This is a genomic window from Fibrobacter sp. UWB11 (assembly GCF_900143015.1).
Taxonomy (GTDB): Bacteria; Fibrobacterota; Fibrobacteria; order Fibrobacterales; family Fibrobacteraceae; genus Fibrobacter.
The window spans coordinates 529,958-546,179 of sequence record NZ_FSRT01000002.1; the positions used below are offsets into that span (position 1 = coordinate 529,958).

At 40.6% G+C, this 16,222-nt stretch carries 14 protein-coding genes and 1 pseudogene; 1 reads left to right on the plus strand and 14 read right to left on the minus strand.

Going from position 1 to position 16,222, the window contains the following annotated elements:
* Positions 1–31 precede the first annotated feature (31 nt).
* A complete protein-coding gene (locus BUQ91_RS10670; protein WP_074209259.1) occupies positions 32–736 on the plus strand; it encodes a hypothetical protein in 705 nt (234 codons plus the stop codon).
* Positions 737–930: 194 nt separating this feature from the next.
* Here the strand turns inward: BUQ91_RS10670 and BUQ91_RS10675 are convergent.
* The 14 genes and pseudogenes from BUQ91_RS10675 to BUQ91_RS10735 all read right to left on the minus strand — a co-directional run.
* Positions 931–1,464, minus strand: a pseudogene (locus BUQ91_RS10675) (PDDEXK nuclease domain-containing protein); the annotation flags it as partial.
* A 647-nt stretch (positions 1,465–2,111) separates the two neighbouring features.
* Positions 2,112–2,693: a putative toxin-antitoxin system toxin component, PIN family gene (locus BUQ91_RS10680; RefSeq protein ID WP_083601239.1), complete on the minus strand. Its 582-nt coding sequence runs from the start codon at positions 2,691–2,693 to the stop codon at positions 2,112–2,114.
* Positions 2,694–2,710: 17 nt separating this feature from the next.
* Positions 2,711–3,004 carry a type II toxin-antitoxin system RelB/DinJ family antitoxin gene (locus BUQ91_RS10685; protein WP_074209261.1) on the minus strand — a complete coding sequence of 98 codons (294 nt, stop codon included), beginning with the start codon at positions 3,002–3,004 and terminating at the stop codon, positions 2,711–2,713.
* A 323-nt stretch (positions 3,005–3,327) separates the two neighbouring features.
* Complete coding sequence (locus BUQ91_RS10690; protein WP_074209262.1) at positions 3,328–4,254, minus strand: DUF4238 domain-containing protein; 927 nt, start codon at positions 4,252–4,254, stop codon at positions 3,328–3,330.
* 356 nt (positions 4,255–4,610) lie between these two features.
* A complete protein-coding gene (locus tag BUQ91_RS10695) occupies positions 4,611–6,530 on the minus strand; it encodes an LlaJI family restriction endonuclease (protein ID WP_083601241.1) in 1,920 nt (639 codons plus the stop codon).
* On the minus strand, positions 6,527–8,212 hold the full coding sequence (locus BUQ91_RS15810; protein WP_217693440.1) for an AAA family ATPase: 1,686 nt from the start codon (positions 8,210–8,212) through the stop codon (positions 6,527–6,529). Before BUQ91_RS15810 ends, BUQ91_RS10695 begins: the two co-directional genes overlap by 4 nt.
* A gap of 14 nt (positions 8,213–8,226) precedes the next feature.
* The gene (locus tag BUQ91_RS15725; RefSeq protein ID WP_175566627.1) at positions 8,227–8,403 is read right to left on the minus strand and encodes a hypothetical protein; all 177 of its coding nucleotides are present in this window, start codon (positions 8,401–8,403) and stop codon (positions 8,227–8,229) included.
* Positions 8,400–9,584 (minus strand): DNA cytosine methyltransferase, encoded by a 1,185-nt coding sequence (locus BUQ91_RS10705; protein ID WP_074209265.1) that lies wholly within the window; start codon positions 9,582–9,584, stop codon positions 8,400–8,402. Before BUQ91_RS10705 ends, BUQ91_RS15725 begins: the two co-directional genes overlap by 4 nt.
* Positions 9,585–10,787 carry a DNA cytosine methyltransferase gene (locus tag BUQ91_RS10710; RefSeq protein WP_074209266.1) on the minus strand — a complete coding sequence of 401 codons (1,203 nt, stop codon included), beginning with the start codon at positions 10,785–10,787 and terminating at the stop codon, positions 9,585–9,587. It lies immediately after the preceding gene.
* Entirely contained in the window at positions 10,780–11,088 is a 309-nt protein-coding gene (locus BUQ91_RS10715) for a hypothetical protein (RefSeq protein ID WP_074209267.1), read from the minus strand. Before BUQ91_RS10715 ends, BUQ91_RS10710 begins: the two co-directional genes overlap by 8 nt.
* Positions 11,081–12,019 carry a response regulator gene (locus BUQ91_RS10720; RefSeq protein WP_074209268.1) on the minus strand — a complete coding sequence of 313 codons (939 nt, stop codon included), beginning with the start codon at positions 12,017–12,019 and terminating at the stop codon, positions 11,081–11,083. The genes BUQ91_RS10715 and BUQ91_RS10720 overlap by 8 nt, the downstream gene beginning before the upstream one ends.
* Positions 12,020–12,029: 10 nt before the next feature.
* The gene (locus BUQ91_RS10725; RefSeq protein ID WP_074209269.1) at positions 12,030–14,420 is read right to left on the minus strand and encodes an ATP-binding protein; all 2,391 of its coding nucleotides are present in this window, start codon (positions 14,418–14,420) and stop codon (positions 12,030–12,032) included.
* On the minus strand, positions 14,413–15,603 hold the full coding sequence (locus BUQ91_RS10730; protein WP_074209270.1) for a DNA cytosine methyltransferase: 1,191 nt from the start codon (positions 15,601–15,603) through the stop codon (positions 14,413–14,415). Before BUQ91_RS10730 ends, BUQ91_RS10725 begins: the two co-directional genes overlap by 8 nt.
* A 245-nt stretch (positions 15,604–15,848) precedes the next feature.
* The gene (locus BUQ91_RS10735; protein WP_074209271.1) at positions 15,849–16,166 is read right to left on the minus strand and encodes a hypothetical protein; all 318 of its coding nucleotides are present in this window, start codon (positions 16,164–16,166) and stop codon (positions 15,849–15,851) included.
* Between the last annotated feature and the right edge of the window lie 56 nt (positions 16,167–16,222).

Sequence of the window (16,222 nt, forward strand, 5' to 3'; positions counted from 1 at the left end):
AAATAGTAAATAAGTAAACAAAGGACGAAAAATGGCAACAATTAAAGAACTCAAAGCAAATGGCGCCCCCCGTTTTAAAGTCCCGGGCAAAGAAGCAATCTACGAAGCCTTCGACCAGTTCCTCGCAGAAAACTTCCTCGGCGAAACCGTCGAAGCAATCCCCGCCGCCCCGGCCAACGGCGGCGAATTCGCACCACAGGCAATCGCACTCTACGCCATCGCCAACACCGCCAAAGGCAACGCAGGCCTCTGGAAAGCCGGCACCGGCACATCTTCCAAGAATTGGGACCTCAGCTTTTTGCAGGGCATCCTGAACCAGTTCTCGACCCTCCCGGCAGCAACCCGCGGCAAAACAGTCTCCGAAATCAAGGAACAGCTCGAAGACTTCGCCTCCAAGAAGTTCGCCAAGAACCCGGCAAACGCACGCAACGGCCTTTTGCACCTCTGCAACCCGAACATCTACCCGGCAATCTATTCGTTTGCAGACAAACTTGCAATTTGCAAGGAACACGCACGCCTGCTCGAAGACTTCAAACTTTCGAACCGCTGGGATAGCGGCCTCCTGAAGCTCAAGGTATTCCGCAAAGACGGCTATATCGCCATCCAGACCGACGAACAACTCTGCTGGATTTTCGACAAGCTCTCCGTGATGCACAAAATCGAAGACGAAGAATTCGACGAATTCATGAAGAACTACTTCACCGCCCCGAAAAAGAGCACCGCAAAGAAGAAGTAAGCATTAGAACGAAGGCCCGCGAAAGCGGGCTATTTTTTTAGTTTCCGCTTTTGGCTGCGGTGATGTCGGAGTTGATTTCGTTATTCACCTCCCAATGACCACCATTCTGACCACCCATTCCATTTGCAATCTCTGCATCAAACGAATAGTTTTCGTTCAGCGGTTAATGACGTTCTCGAATTTTGCAAGATCCATTACGTGACCTCCCTACCATCTTGCGTTTCGAATTCATTTACCCATTCCTTGACCTTCGCCTGCAATAATTTCTTGTCCGGCAGGTACAGCTCATAGGCGGAGGCGTAAATATTCGCATCTTCGGGCAAAGTCAGCTTCACAAGGGTATCCTTCTTCTCCTTGCAAAGCAAAATACCGATGGTAGGCTTTTCAAAATCCTGCTTTACATAGCGGTCGTAATAGTTTACGTACATCTGCATCTGGCCGAGATCCTGGTGCGTCAACTTGTCAACCATCAAGTCAACGAACACATAGCACTGCAACAGACGATTGTACAGGCTTGAACCATACTGCCGCTGCAACTCGCGAACCGACCAATTTCCGGAAGTAGCCTCTATCTCGTAAAAACGACGTTCATCATCATTCTTGATGCGCATGAGAACCAGATAATGGGTCCAACTTAACGTAAAATCAGGGGGATCGGAGATTTGACAATCACTGATTGTCAAATTGCCATATACCAAGAAAAACTGCCTCACCTGCCTCAAATTCGAAACCTTATTGAACAACGATTCCACCGCTTTTGCAGGGAAGTTCTCTTTATTATTAGCCATGTTAGCCTCCATGTGGTCACGACTTGTGACCGGTTGATGTTAGAGGCGTCCCCTAATTCTGAAATTACAGAATAAAAAAAGCGCACTAAGCCGAGAGCAGCGAAAATAAGCTTGCTTATTTTCATTGCCGAGGCGAATGCGTTAGCGTTCTAAAAACGCAAAACGCGGTTCTCCATTTGACAGAGAATCGCGTCGGGCATTAATGTACCTATTATTCAAAAAAAATGGCACAAATGCGTAAGGCGAGAGTCGCAGCCATGCTTGCATGGATATGACCGAGCCTAGCATTTGGCGCTTGCGCAACGGGGGCAAGAAAACTTTACAAGAGGAACTTGTAAGCAATCCTTACAAGTTGGGAACCACGAAAGGGTGAACTTATGTTCTCCCTCTATTTCGTAAACACCGTTTCCGAAATTCGGAGAAGTCCAAATCGTTCGCCAATGGCGAACGATTTATAAAATGAATCCAGCTTAATGTGAAATTTGGGGTATCCGAGATTTGACAATCACCGTCTGTCAAATTGCTGTATATTTTCCCAGCCATTTCACCGGATTGGGTGGTATTGGGTAGTTTATTGGGTAAATCCTTCACTTCCCGCTCCGGGCGGCGGCTATCTCGGCGTTTATCTCGTCGAGCGTCATACCTGCGGAACCGGCCTTCTCGGCATCGGCAGATAGCTGTTGCATGGTACGGAGCATGCGGCTTGCAACCGGGTTCGCATTATAGAACATTCGCCTGTCATTCACGAACATCGTACGCAGCGGAGCATCAACGATATCAAGAAATTCTCGTGGAGTAACAACAAAACCGCAGACCGGGAAATGTTTGGTGTTACCTGTAACCAAGTACGCGCCGTCGTCTCGCTTGGCCAGGACCACATTGTAAAACACAACGTCCTTTGGGTCGGGGAGCACGACTCCACTTGGCGGAGCATCGACATTCAGGCTGTGCTTCAACAACTCGGAAATAACAGTCTCAACGGTTTCCTGCTCCAGATTGAATTTAGGACGCGCAAGAACTTCCTTGTATTCGGCAAGAATCTCATTGTTCACAAGCATGCAAACGCGGCCAGATAAAATTCTCTGAATAACCTGCAACACTGGCGATTGCGGAGACCTGGTGATCAAGGCGGACACAATGACATTAGTGTCAATGACTGCATAAACCATGAGCCACCTCAACTAAGTTACTTGCCTGCTCGATAAGCGGCGATCTCGGCCTCGATTTCAGCCTCGCTCATGCCTGCGGCGGGGCCTCGCTGGGCCTGCCTGCGCAATTCCATGAAGGCCCTCCATCCGGGATTGGCATCGTAAACGGCGGACGGCTCGCGCAGTTCGAACGGGATGCCCTTCTCGGCGACGGCGCGCTTGAAAAAGATGCGGATTGCCGTGGGGATGTCGATTCCCAGGTTTTCGAAAAGCTCGGCGGCCTCGTTCTTTAGTTCTTCGTCCACGCGGACCTGCAACACGGTAGTAGCCATATCAACCTCCGTTCTATTACAAATATAATACAAAACATTACACACGTCAAGCACTAAATGCTGGAATATAGGCAGATTTATAGACAGGCGTTCCCCGGCCCAGGCCCCTGAGCTTGCCGAAGGGCCGGGTCGGGCTATATCGCAAGGCGCCCCGTGCGCGCCTACGGCACCCCCGCGCCGCTCTTGCAACGGAGCCGCGCAAGCGCGTCTCCGCCCCAAGGGGTCACTATCCCTAACGTAAATGCGGGATTACCTTACAGAACTTATTCGATGGCGAAACTGATGCGAAGGTTTAAACAGTTCATACCTTTGAAGAAAATTTTTTAAGGCTTTTTAAAAATAAATCTTTGGGACATTTGCTCTATCACCTTGTTGTAGTAATCTACCTGAACTTGATTCAAAGATATGGGCATCCATTTAGTATAACACTCCCTTGGAGAGATTAAGATTGCAACTTCAGGCGACATAGGATAATAAAGCTCCAAATCCTTATAGGTTAATTCCCCTTTACCCTTATACGAAGCACACACATTGACCACTGGTTGGTCTGATGTTATAAACAATGTTCCGGTTTTATTAACCAGCGGGAAAATTTTCATATCATCCGACATGATTATATTATGAGCCAATCTAGTCGCAAAAATCCAGCGATAAACATTTTGTGTATTCAGTGACAATCTTTCAATTTCGCCACCCACCTGCTTTGCACATGAAATATATTTTTCTTGCATAAGAGGCGTCCGTATGTATTGTAAAACAACCCAAAGAATAAATTCCATCTCGTTATCTTCAATCGACCAATATGAGGGCGAAAAAGTTTCTATATTAGTTCGCCATTCTGGGATTTTCCCCTCAATAACGGAAAAAAGTTTTTCCTCGGTATTCTTTTCTAACCAATTCGCCGCGGCCTCCCATTTCACCTGTTTGCAAAATGCCCAAAATTCGTCTTTCAAAGAAAAACATTTTAACCAACCCATCAATAGGCCTTTCAAAGGTTCTTGAGAATCCTCTATCCAAGCACGATAAAGAAAGTTAAGCTGTTCGCCTGTCAATGGAGTGGTCTTATAAAAATACTGCTGATTTGCAACATTTTCAACTTTTGGGGTGAATGTATTGCCGTTAGTTTTATCTTGGCACTCTAAATGTTCGTTTACATCTACCCATGCTTTCAAATAGCATCTTGGTACATAGTGCTGACGACGAACGATATCATCTTCTAACTTTTTTTCGACTTCTTCAAATTCAGACATACATAATCCTGCTCACAAAAAAATGCGAAATTTAAGGGAGCAATCTCAAATCACGCCTATAGACTAACTTTAGTTTATATTATTGTTATTTCAAAAGTCGTAAAAAGTAAATTATATTTTGCTTACAATAAAATGTACAAACTAAATAGTTTATATCTAATTATCGTCATTATTTTGCGCAAATTGCTACAAGTTTGCTAGAATTTCTTCTGACATTTGGCGAGCTTCTGGATAATCGGCGTTGATTCGCTTAGAATCTCTTATCTTTTCAAGAGCGTCCTTGGAACGGCCTTCGCTAATAATTCTTAATGGGAATTTAACCGTGTTCTCGTTCCGTTTATTTCAACGTCAAATTCTTAATTAATCACATCAATTACTTTCGGAGAATGTGCGTTTGTTGCATCATTTCCCTTATACGCATTGATGGATTCCTTTAACTCGCTTACACTAATAGAATCGTCAATTTTATAATTGCAGATTTCCACAACGATATAGTCTTCAGCGGAATGTGCGCTGCCAGAAAATCCATTTTTCCCCAATTCTATCTGCAATTTTTCAGCATCCATAACAGAGATGTTTTTCGAAATATCCCCTCGAATAATTCGACCGTCATCTGCATAGCCGATAAATTTTTTGCAGCGTTTCAAATCGGGATGAATCGGGTATTTGAATCCGTCTTTTGTTCTGTAGAAATAAAATAGAAACGACTCAGGCTTTAATGCATCGGCAATAAAGTTGAAATAAGGTTGTTTTAAATAACCGATCATAGTCAGCTGATTGTCAACATTTTCTTTTGACTTTCTCTGCAAAGTCTGTGAAGTATCGAGTATTCCTGAAAAAACATCTTGGAATTGAACTTCGCCTCTTACCTTATTGAGTTCGTCTTTGCAGGATTTTCCTTTTATATACGCATCCCACACAAAAGACGGCCTTAAAAACAGCAGATATAATGGGACAAGAGTTTCAACACCCCAATCCATCATAGTCACATGCCCGCGAAGCTTTATGTTTTCCGTTTCATCAGAATCAGAAAGCATTGGGAACAAGAATGCGTTAAAGACGGTGCAATGATATTGACTGAAAATGTAATCAAGGAAAGCTTTATGATAGACAAACTGCTTTACAACATCTTGAACACCGGGATTTCCACTAATTTTATTATTGGTTATACGAGGTAAATAGTATTTCCCGTCCAGAATGTAAAAGAGTTCTGAACCATCAGGATAATTGTATCTTGTAACAATGTCTGGAATTAGCGTCTCAACATTTTTGTCAAAGTTGCCATCTAATTTCCACAACGGCTTTGGAATATGCCTTTTCAATGTTTCATACTCATTCCCAAATATCTGTCCGCAGGCTTTTTCCCAAACCAGGTTCATGCAGTTTGTCCCATAGAGACTATAAGAGTTCTCCTGCGAACTTGTTCCGGATGTGGCGACAAATGTGTAAAGCGTTTTTAAAAGATTCTGCTTTCTTGTGATAAATTGGTTTGCAATTTCTCGTTCTAGACGGTAGAGGATATAATCCGTATCGCCAAAGTCCTTCAAATCTAATTCACTTAGAAGGACCTCCGGCATATCAAAGAAATCCAATATCGTCAATTCCTTAAGATATTTGGAGCATTGAGTAACGATGCATTCATGAAGGCGCTTGAAATAATCAAAATCATCATTTTGCGACGAGCGTGTTTTCAGTTCCAGATAATAAGGGCGATTGTCTTTTATATAGGCAAAGGTTTCGTTAATTGTTCGGTCCCAGTCGATTTCACCATCGCCATTGGTTTCTATGATTTCCTGAATGTTTGTATAGACACCGTTCTCGAAGTAATCCTGCAAAATGTGCAACGACAAAGCCAATTTGTTATACTCGTCTTTATCGTCCCTATTATGCAAATGAACCAATTCGCCTTTAGAATCGTATTTGCGAATAGCTTTAATTGCCAACTTCAATTCTTCGAGAATCTTTTCTTTATCGGAATATGTAGTGTATTTAGGGTAGCAGAAGACTACTTTATCTTTTACAGCGACAATGCCAACAAAGTCAAACTTGTAGCTTGCTCCTGAAACTTCTTCTGCAGAATCCGCTATGACAAGGTCGTCGTTGGTCAAATCCGCGAAATCAAGACTGTCTTTCTTGACAATTTTCACAATCCCGTATTTACGGAGTGTATTTATGTAGGCTTTTACATTTTCAGAGGTACATCCCAGACGCTCCCTAATCTCATTTAGGGAGTATCGCTTCAATTCTTGAAATAGGGATGGTTCTACTTTTGTCATTTCTTGAAGTTAAAAATGCCTTGGCCGATTTCGTCAAACTTTTTGCATATATCCGAGAAACGCAACTTGCCAACAGCATTTTCATCGAAAAGGTCGCCAGGACGCATTTTTACGGCATCTTCAAAGAGATACATCAGCACCTTGCTCTTGAAGGATTTGACAAATTCGTCGGCATTATCTTCTTTTTTGCCCTCAACCAACTTTAGTTTTTCTTCGGAAATAAAATAAGGACCAAGCAACTTATCTTCGTTGATTTTCATTTCTGTCAATTTGTCATTGATTGAATGACGAAGATCGTTCCACTTTACCCATTCACGACCAATGACTTTGCCGTCCGCATCTTTTTTGATTTCTACCGGAATGTCGTATTTTTCAATTCCCTCTTGGTTGTCATCAATACCGATGTATTCAAATTCCCAACGACGCTTGAATGCGGTATCCATCGGGAATACGCCCTGGTCGGCACTGTTCATTGTCGCCCAGATGTACATATTGGAAGGAATGCAAAGTTCCTTTTCGTTAATTCCATTATCAGCAAGAAAATTCCTAATATCTTCGCTAGCAGCAATGGGATATTCGCTTACACCATTTTTACGATCAAGAAGTTGGAATACGTCGCCAAAAACGGCAGCAACATTAGCCCGGTTAATTTCCTCAATAATAAGCAAAAAGTCATTATTGGAATTTTTCTTAGCGGCACAATACATACGCATGAATGGGCCGGGAACATATTCGTATTTTATTTGCTTTTTATCATCGCTGTCTTGAACCGGCTTATATGTCCCGACAAATTGTGCATAACTATAATTGGGATGAAATGTAACTCTTTCAACATACTTTATTTCAGTTTCTATTTCTGACGATCTTATTTGTGAAGCCTGCGCGCCCCTATAAATCCACCACATTTGGGGTTCAGAAAGTTCAAAGGTCTTTCGCAGTTCGTCAAGAGTCCAATCTTTTAAGAAATCTCCAAATTTAAAACCGATTGCATTTGCCCATTTGAGCGAATCGTTACCTCCCTTTTTATTCTGAATGAGATCCTTAATAAAATCAATATCTGTCAGTTGCTCATCTTTCTCTATTTGAATTTCATCTGAAATCGGCTTTGCATTGGATCCTATATAAAGTTCATCTATTTTATCATACTCACAATAACTAGACAAATCTTTCCTCTGAATACTTTTCAACTCATCGGAATATTTGAATCCAATAGAATTTAACAAAGTTAATTTTCTGGATTTTGTAATAGCTTCAGCAATCGCGTTCCTAATTTCATCTTTTTTATCTTTACTAATCTTTTTTTGGTCTTCAAAAGGAGAAGATTGTTTATTTATTGTAAAACTTTTTCCGGTGCCTGGGGCTCCAAAAACAACTCGCTGCAAAGGAATGCCAGATAATTGGGTATTTGCGTTAAAACTTTGATTTGCGGCCCCATCTAGTTCTTCTTTTTGGACATCAATAATTTTCCCGCTTAAATTGTTTTTAGAAATAAATTTTCCCAAATCAGAACTATTTGGAATATATGAAAGAAAATATTCTGTACTAGAACTCTTCGCCAATGTAAAGAAATCATCTTTATTTGCGGCCAAAGATAATCCAAGTTCATGAATAAAAAAATCTTTTATAAAAAGTGATTCGTCTAAATTTTGATAGACTTTATAATCACCTCGTGCAGGGCTCAATTTTAAATAGCCCTTTATATTTTTTTATCAAGTGAGGGCTTGAAATTATAATCATTATAAACAAAGGTGATGTATTCCTCAGTATTTTTAAACTCAAAGAACTCTTGAACATTCTTTGAGCTAAACTCCACTTGTTTTCCATAACTTGGATCTAAGTCGTTTGTTCGAAATTTAACGATAAGGATCTTCATTTAGTCCTCCTTTTCTTTAAAAATTCCATTAAGCTTTCGCCCATCGCTTTCCCTAAAAGCGGGGGAACTGCATTTCCTACTTGAACATAGGTCTCTTGTTGATTTCCAACAAAAACAAAATCATCTGGGAAAGACTGCAATCGTGCCGCTTCACGAACAGAAAGGGTTCTGTTTTCTGTCGGATGGATATACATGTATCCATCCATTCCAATGTGCGCAATAACAGTCCAAGAAGGTTGGTCCATTATCAGACGTTTCAGTCTATCATGGAAAATATCTTCTCTAAACGGCAAAATTCTTCGGATTTCAGGAGGTAAATCCATATATTTACCTCCTTGAGGCATATGAGGAAAAACCTGTTTAGCTCTGTCATTAGACATTCTACAAATGTTGTTAGAGACAAATCTCGAGCTATGATTTGAACGCATTATTTTCTGATATTCATTTAAGCGAGTATATTTAGAATACTCAACTTCCGAAACACGCCAATTATCCGTAATTCTAGGCAAATCACCAATAGCATCGCCAACGGTTACAAAATGTTTCAAACCTTTCTTATCTTCTTGATCATAATAATGAGTTGGCTTTGGATAGGAAAATTTCAGTTTCGATTTCTTTTGGGCGACCAAAAGCATTCTTTTTCTTGTCTGTGGCACTCCATAATATACGCTGTTCAAAACTTGAACAGGCTTGATTACTTCATAGAGTCCTTCTCCACCATTTTCTTCTTTTCCAATACTTTCAATAATCTTGACAGCTGTATTAAATATCTTGCCGTTATACTTTGTTATAAAATTCGGAACATTCTCAATAACAAATATTTCGGGACGAAAATATTCAACATACTTTAGGTATTCTAAAAACAGCTGATTTCTAGGATCCTTTTCTGTTGGCAAACCCGTAACAGAACGAATTTTTGCGTCTCCAATGGTTGAAAAAGTCGGGCAAGGAGGCCCTCCGATAATGACATCAACCTTTTTTTTACCAATAATCTTCGCAAATTTTTCGGGCGGAATCTCTCTTATGTCACCACAAATGGATTTTGAATGTTTGTGATTTAGTGCGTGAGTTTTTACAATGGTTTCTATATTATCTATTCCTCCAATGCACCTAAAACCAGCCAATTCAAGCCCTGTTGAAAAGCCTCCTGCACCACAGAACAAATCAATAAATTCGTACACTTAATTAACCTTTTTCAAAAATTTTTTGATAGCCTTTGCTAAAGCCTGTGCCATTAAGGGAGGCACGGCATTCCCAACTTGACGATACTGCTCTGTTTTAGAACCTTCAAAGAAAAAGTCATCTGGGAAAGATTGAACTCGAGCCGCTTCACGCACAGTAAAAGTTCGTTCCTGATTTGGATCAGGATGAATGAATAGATTTCCATCCTTGTAAAGGTGCGCGCAAATCGTTTTTCCTGGCTTACCCCATTCTTGAACAGTATATCTGTTTCCAAAATGCTTCGGATCGTGATTTACCAAATCGGGACGAACACACTGCAAATCTTTTAATTGCCAATTTTGATGCTCACTCAAAATACGATAGCGCTCTCGATCTTTCTCATTCTGAGTTCTTGCCGTATGGTTATAAACAGACTTAAAACCATCAGGTTTTATTTTAGAAAGAAAATCGTTATGAATATCTGTTTCGTAATTTTCCCAAACTTCTTTGCCTTCAGAAGGGAGTACAAAAGGCAAATCCGAAATTGCATCCCTAATTGTCACATAAGGCGGCAACTTTGATTTTTCATCGTTGCTATTGGTCTTTACAACACTCTTATATATCTCTTCGGGCTCAATATCAAGATCGTTTCTGACGCCAATGAGTATGACTCTTTCTCGAATTTGTGGGACACCGTAATCAGCGGCGTTCAAGAGAATGATTTTAGAATCATCACAAACCTTATAAGTCTTACGCATTTTTGAAATTATTTCGTCAAAAATTCTTTTTCCCTTCGGTTTTGCTGTAAGGATTCCACGAACATTTTCAAAAACAAAAAACTTTGGTTTAAAATGATTCAACACCAGCAAATAATTTTCAAACAAGTAATTACGCGGATCATCCTTCATTGAATTTGGATCCTGAGCTCGACCCTGTGTCGAAAACGCCTGACAAGGAGGGCCTCCAACTAAGATGTCTACATTCGAATCAATCCGTGATGACAATTCTTCCACAATATCTGGACGAGTAATATCATCGCATACAACGGCTTTCTCAATATCTGGAGCCTTGTAGCCATAGTGTTTCATTCTTGTCCGCAGAGTCTGGCAAGCAGTAGCATCCCATTCTAAGTGCAACAAAGCCTTAAAACCTTCTCGATAGAAGCCTTCAGATAACCCACCACATCCGGCAAATAAATCAATAAATGTAAACTTCTTAGGCATCTTTCTTCAGTTGCTCAGACAGAGCTTTAATAAATTCAGCATAACGCTTTAACGCATTGATTACGGTCGAATGTCCTTGTTTTCCGACTAACTCTTTTTCTCCGCCAACATCATACTTCTTGACAATTTGGTCAATACATTTTGGAAGTGTAATTAGAGAAACACGTTCTGCATCACATACTTTCTTTATTGCGTGAATATATTGAGGCACAGTTGATGGCAAACCAGATGGCGTGACTTGAGAATACCCACAATCAATAAGAAATTCTTCAAATAAATCCAAAAGTTTATTATCAGCCATTTGATGAGACCTCATTTGAAAGGTTTTTAAACACATTATGATATTTAATAATATTTTTTCGTATATTAATAATATCCTCGAAATTAAACTTTTTATCTTCTTTTGAAGTTTTCAGAATTTCATTTCCTTCAGCATCATATGCCGCCTGACAATGCGCTAATATATTTCGATTATCAATAATCTCAGATTTGTATGACTCGAGATTAAACTCTATGTCGCTTTCAGAGTCTTTCGCCTTTATCTTTTGAACAATGTAGTTAATAGCTCTAGCCGTTGTATACGACTCAAAACCTTGTTTAAATACAACATCCTTGATATTCTTAGTTCGCCAGACATGCGTACATTGCTTCTTACAACTTGAACTCTCTAAAGAAGTCTTGTTACGTTCTTCAATTGTTCCAACAATGTAATCACGCATATTTTTCTCATTTTCTGAATCATTGCAATAGTCGGAAACAATTTTTTTCATCACTACATCAAGTTCACTCACCTCGGACATGACAAGTCCACGAAGATTGCTTAGATCATTTAGTTTTTCCAAAGTTAAATTGATGACTGATTTCATTTTTTCTTTTAGCTCATCATAGGAGCGATTGTCTTTTAAACGAAGAAATGAAATCCTGTCCAAATTCGTTGCAGGCGGATTATGAAGAGCTGAATAGAACAAAACTTCAGCATTAACACATTTCTTTCGAATCGCCGTTATGAAATCAAGACCGTCCCCGCCTTCGCCAATATTGTAATCAGAGAAAATAACATCATATTTTTTTGACGGCGCTTTTTCTTCCGCCTCTCTTATGTTATCATACATATCAATACAAGGGTTGAAAAAAAGCCCTTGAACATAGGATTTAATTTCTCCATCCATTTCTAAAGATTGATATTCTTCTTTTCTATCATCGACCCAAAGGATGTTGTATTGTAAACTCATTACGATAACCTCACTTAAACGCAAATATAAATTTTACGCCATGACATTTATTGTCAATTTGTATGTCAACATTCATTTTTTTACAAATTTCCTGCACATGGTACAAGCCTAATCCTCCGCCATTCGTAGTAGAAAAGCGATAGTCAAAAACCTTTGGAAGAATTTCGTCAGAGATCCCGTGTCCATCGTCACTAAAGTTCAGCAAAACCGTTGAACCTTTTTCTTCCCATTGGATAGTAATGTTTTTTGCCTCCGCTTTTCGAGAGTTATCAAGCAGGCTATCCAGAACAACAATGAGATCAATCGGAGCAAATTGCAATTCATGCGAAATGGTCGTTTCTGCTACTGAAATATTCATGTCCTCATTAGCCAACGAATACACGTTGTTCATATATTCGTTAACAAAAGCAACAATATCTTTTGTTATTTTTTTTGACATCAAGTCAAATTTTGCTTTGCTTACAAAATTGGAAAGTGTCGCAATTTTGGTATTCTCAAAAATAATTCGCTGAATAAACGATATTGATTTCTCTTTGTTGTCTGAATTTATCGCATCAATCGCTTTTAGTGCTAAAGCATGAATAAAACTAGATGTATGCGTTATGTGGTGTTGCAAAGAGGCTAGCTGCTTGACATCTTTATTAACATCCGAAGACAAGAATAGATTTTCCGAACGCATCCTTTTATTTTCGGATTCGGCCTTATTCTGCTTCGCCTCGGCTATTTGGGCGTTATATTGCGCCTGGTCTCGTTCTTGGCTCGCCTTTTCCGCACGAAGATTCGCTTCCTCGGCTCTTTTTTCAGCATCTTCTTTTTGCTTCTGTAATTCAGCAATTTTTTTTCTGGCATCTTCTACAGATGCCATCAATTTGCCATCTTTTGTATTTTCTGCGATCCGTTCTAAATCGGTAATAACTTGAGGATTGGCATTATCGAACAAATTCGGCTCTTCAAAAATGTTTGCCAAGTCCTTATTGTAGTATATGACATCGATATTTTCATCGCTAATTAGGGTCTTTACCAACTGAACAAAGTCAATCTTACTCCCCAGACTAGAGTTGATTACATATTCTGCGGAATCTGAGTCCTTATCCTGACTTAATAAGGCCCTATTCCTTTCAACTTCGGCCTTATCTTTAAAATACTGTCTTCTTAAGAAGGCTTCGCCCCATAATACACCAGAAACATATCGCTCTAGTCGATGGTGGACCACATCGAACAACCTTAACAACTGAATGGTTGTCTCCGATTCAATTAGGCCACCATCGCGGCTAGAGACCTCTTTAAATTCGTCAATTTTGTCTGTCTGAATATCAACACGACCAAACAAATCACGAGTTCCAAGAAAACGATTATAACCCTGTTGAGCTCTATAATCGAGTTTCCAGCTATCATCTCCAGGATTACCAAAAGGAAGGATTCTAAAACCATTACGGAACAGAAAAACTGATCCATATTTAACGGGCTGGATGCCCATTTCTTCTGTGAAATTCTTCTTTGCCGCTCTGTTGAGAAAATAGAGACTTATTTTTACAGCCTTAAGTTTGTCGAAAGTATTCTTTTCCTTGATCTGATAAATTTTCGTATCACGGTCAATCAAAAGAGTTTCGATACTATCGGCATTTAATGAAACATCAATCTTTGTGGTCTTTAATCCGATAACTTTGGCAATACTATTTTTTAGTACGCCATTGACTATATCACGATCGTGTGCGTTCTTCTTTATTTCTTCGGCATCTTGCTTCTTTTCGTTTTCGCAAACGATTTCGATAGAAAAACTAGAAGTATCGGATAGCGGATTAATTAATTTTTCAAGTGAACGTTTTAATTCAAGAATCTTGGGGCGATCCCAATTTTCTCGAAGTCCACTTATCTCCAAAATAGTTCCCGTATTTTTTCTCTCTGGGAACGATACTTTTTCATCTAAAGAATCGTGTTCTACATTGATGTCAATAAATTCTTTTTTTTGGTCTTTCTCAAAATCCTTCCAATGTACAATTAGCCGTTCAGTTTGTTTTGACTCTTTCTTTTTTGTGGTTAATTGGAGATTTTCTCCCAACCTATCACACGAAAAACGACCTACGCCTTTTGCACCAGCATAATGCCTGCCAATTTTATCGCGATAAGACTGCTGTTTTTCATCTTCTGCATCTTCCGAGCCGTCTTTCTTTGCGGAATAAGCCAAAAAAAGCCACTTGTTTTTCAAGTCATCAAAAGTCATTCCCTTACCATTATCGGCAATCGTAATCTTATCGGATTCAAATATTATGACAACTTTTGAAGCGAACGCATCATAGGAATTTTTGACAAGTTCAAAAACCGCAATGTTATCATTGCGAATCAAATCTTTACCGACTAAATCCTTGATGGCTGAACTGACTTTAAATTGGACTTTATCCATTCATCACCTCCATCAAGGCTCTTCCCACCTGTTCTGCAAACAATGGCGGCACCGCGTTTCCGACTTGTGTATATCGAGGAACTTCTTTTTTCCTTAACTTTCCGCCCGAAGTATATTTTCCCTTAAATTCAAACCAATCGGGGAAACTTTGAATTCGAGCCTGCTCGCGCACTGTAAGAATTCGCGGTTCTTCGTAATGAACGAGTTCATCTGGAATTGACGTTATTGTCGGTGCTTGAGAATTCGCATCAAGGACTGTAACACCACGCCTTTTCAGATTTTCTATTAAGCCATCTTTGGGCGTTATTCGCTTGCCTTTGGGGGCATTCTGCAACAAATCGTTGTGCAATTTTATCACTGCGGCAGAATGATTGACAAAACGATGACTGTCAACGGCACCCTGATGATTCCGAAGTCCTTGACGCATCAGCCTTTGATAACCTGAATCGGCTCGACCATAGAACCCGGCTTGGAACCGTTTGGTATCGGGAGACTGGCATGTGCCGTTCGCTTCTTCCAAATCGCCAATAGCATCTCGAATAGTTGTAGATTGTCTGATTCCTTTTTCTCGGCAGAAATTATTTTTGTTGCCCTCCAAATGAGCAAATACTTCGGATGGGTCAGAATTCCGCATAGCAACAAGGATAAACCTACGCCGTTTTTGAGGAACACCGTATTGGGAGACATCAATAACTTTGGAATCCGTACGATAACCAAGTTCTTCAAGCTTCTTTATGACATAAGACGAATATTGGGATATTCGTCCCTTTTGGCTTTGAAAATGAACGGTAAAGCCATGTACATTTTCGAATATGAGCGCCCTGGGCTTGACTAACTCGACAAACCTTATATACTGTTTAACAAGCTTGTTACGCGAATCGCTCAGATCCCTTTTTCCAGCAAGTGAGAATCCCTGACAAGGCGGGCCCCCTGCTACCAAATCCACCTGGCCTTCCAGCTCACGAAGTTTATCTTCGTTTTCATCCAAAAATTTTTTGATATCATGTTCTTTCACATCCAACCAATCGGGCCACTGGAAATGATGACCATGATCAATCAAATTATACTTCAATGTAGAGAACGCATCTTTATTTTTTTCAATAGCGAATATGCCTTGCCAACCGGCATTTTGCAAACCAACGGACAAGCCGCCGCACCCTGCGAATATGTCGATATAGCGCATTTATGCCTCCATGCCTTTCACGAGGTTGCCAGGCCTTTTGGCCTTGTTGTCAAGAAATGTTGAATGCATACAATATCTCAAGTTTAATATACATATTTTCACCATTTAGGTAAATAGGAACATCTTTTTTCACTTACGTAGAGCCGGGGCGTTGCGGGGCCGGCGTATGAGGCCCCGCAGAGGGGGTGGTGAGCAACGGAGTGCGAGCCAGGGGGATTCTTCCCCCACCAAGTAAAAAGGCGGCGTCATTCTTCCATCAGTACCGCGATGTCGTCCTTGTCGAGGTCGGTGCCGAAGGCTTGCCGGTAGCTCGATTCCAGCGCCTCTCCGGGGGTGCAGTTTTCCCTGAACAGGACCATGCCGCTGTCCAGGCATTCCATGTCCAGCTCGCCGTCGATGTCGATGCTTTCCGGCCGGAACGTGGACCATAGGCAATAGTCGGTGAACCCTTCCCGAATGTCTTCTTCGAGCAGGTTGTCGCCCGTGCCCGCCTGGACTTTCAGGAACGCCTTTGCGCTCTTGACCCATGCGAGTATCGCGCCGCCGAACGTGTCGTTTTCCATAGAGCCTCCGCCCCGAAAGATAGATAATGCTAGTGACAGAAAATGACTTGTTAATT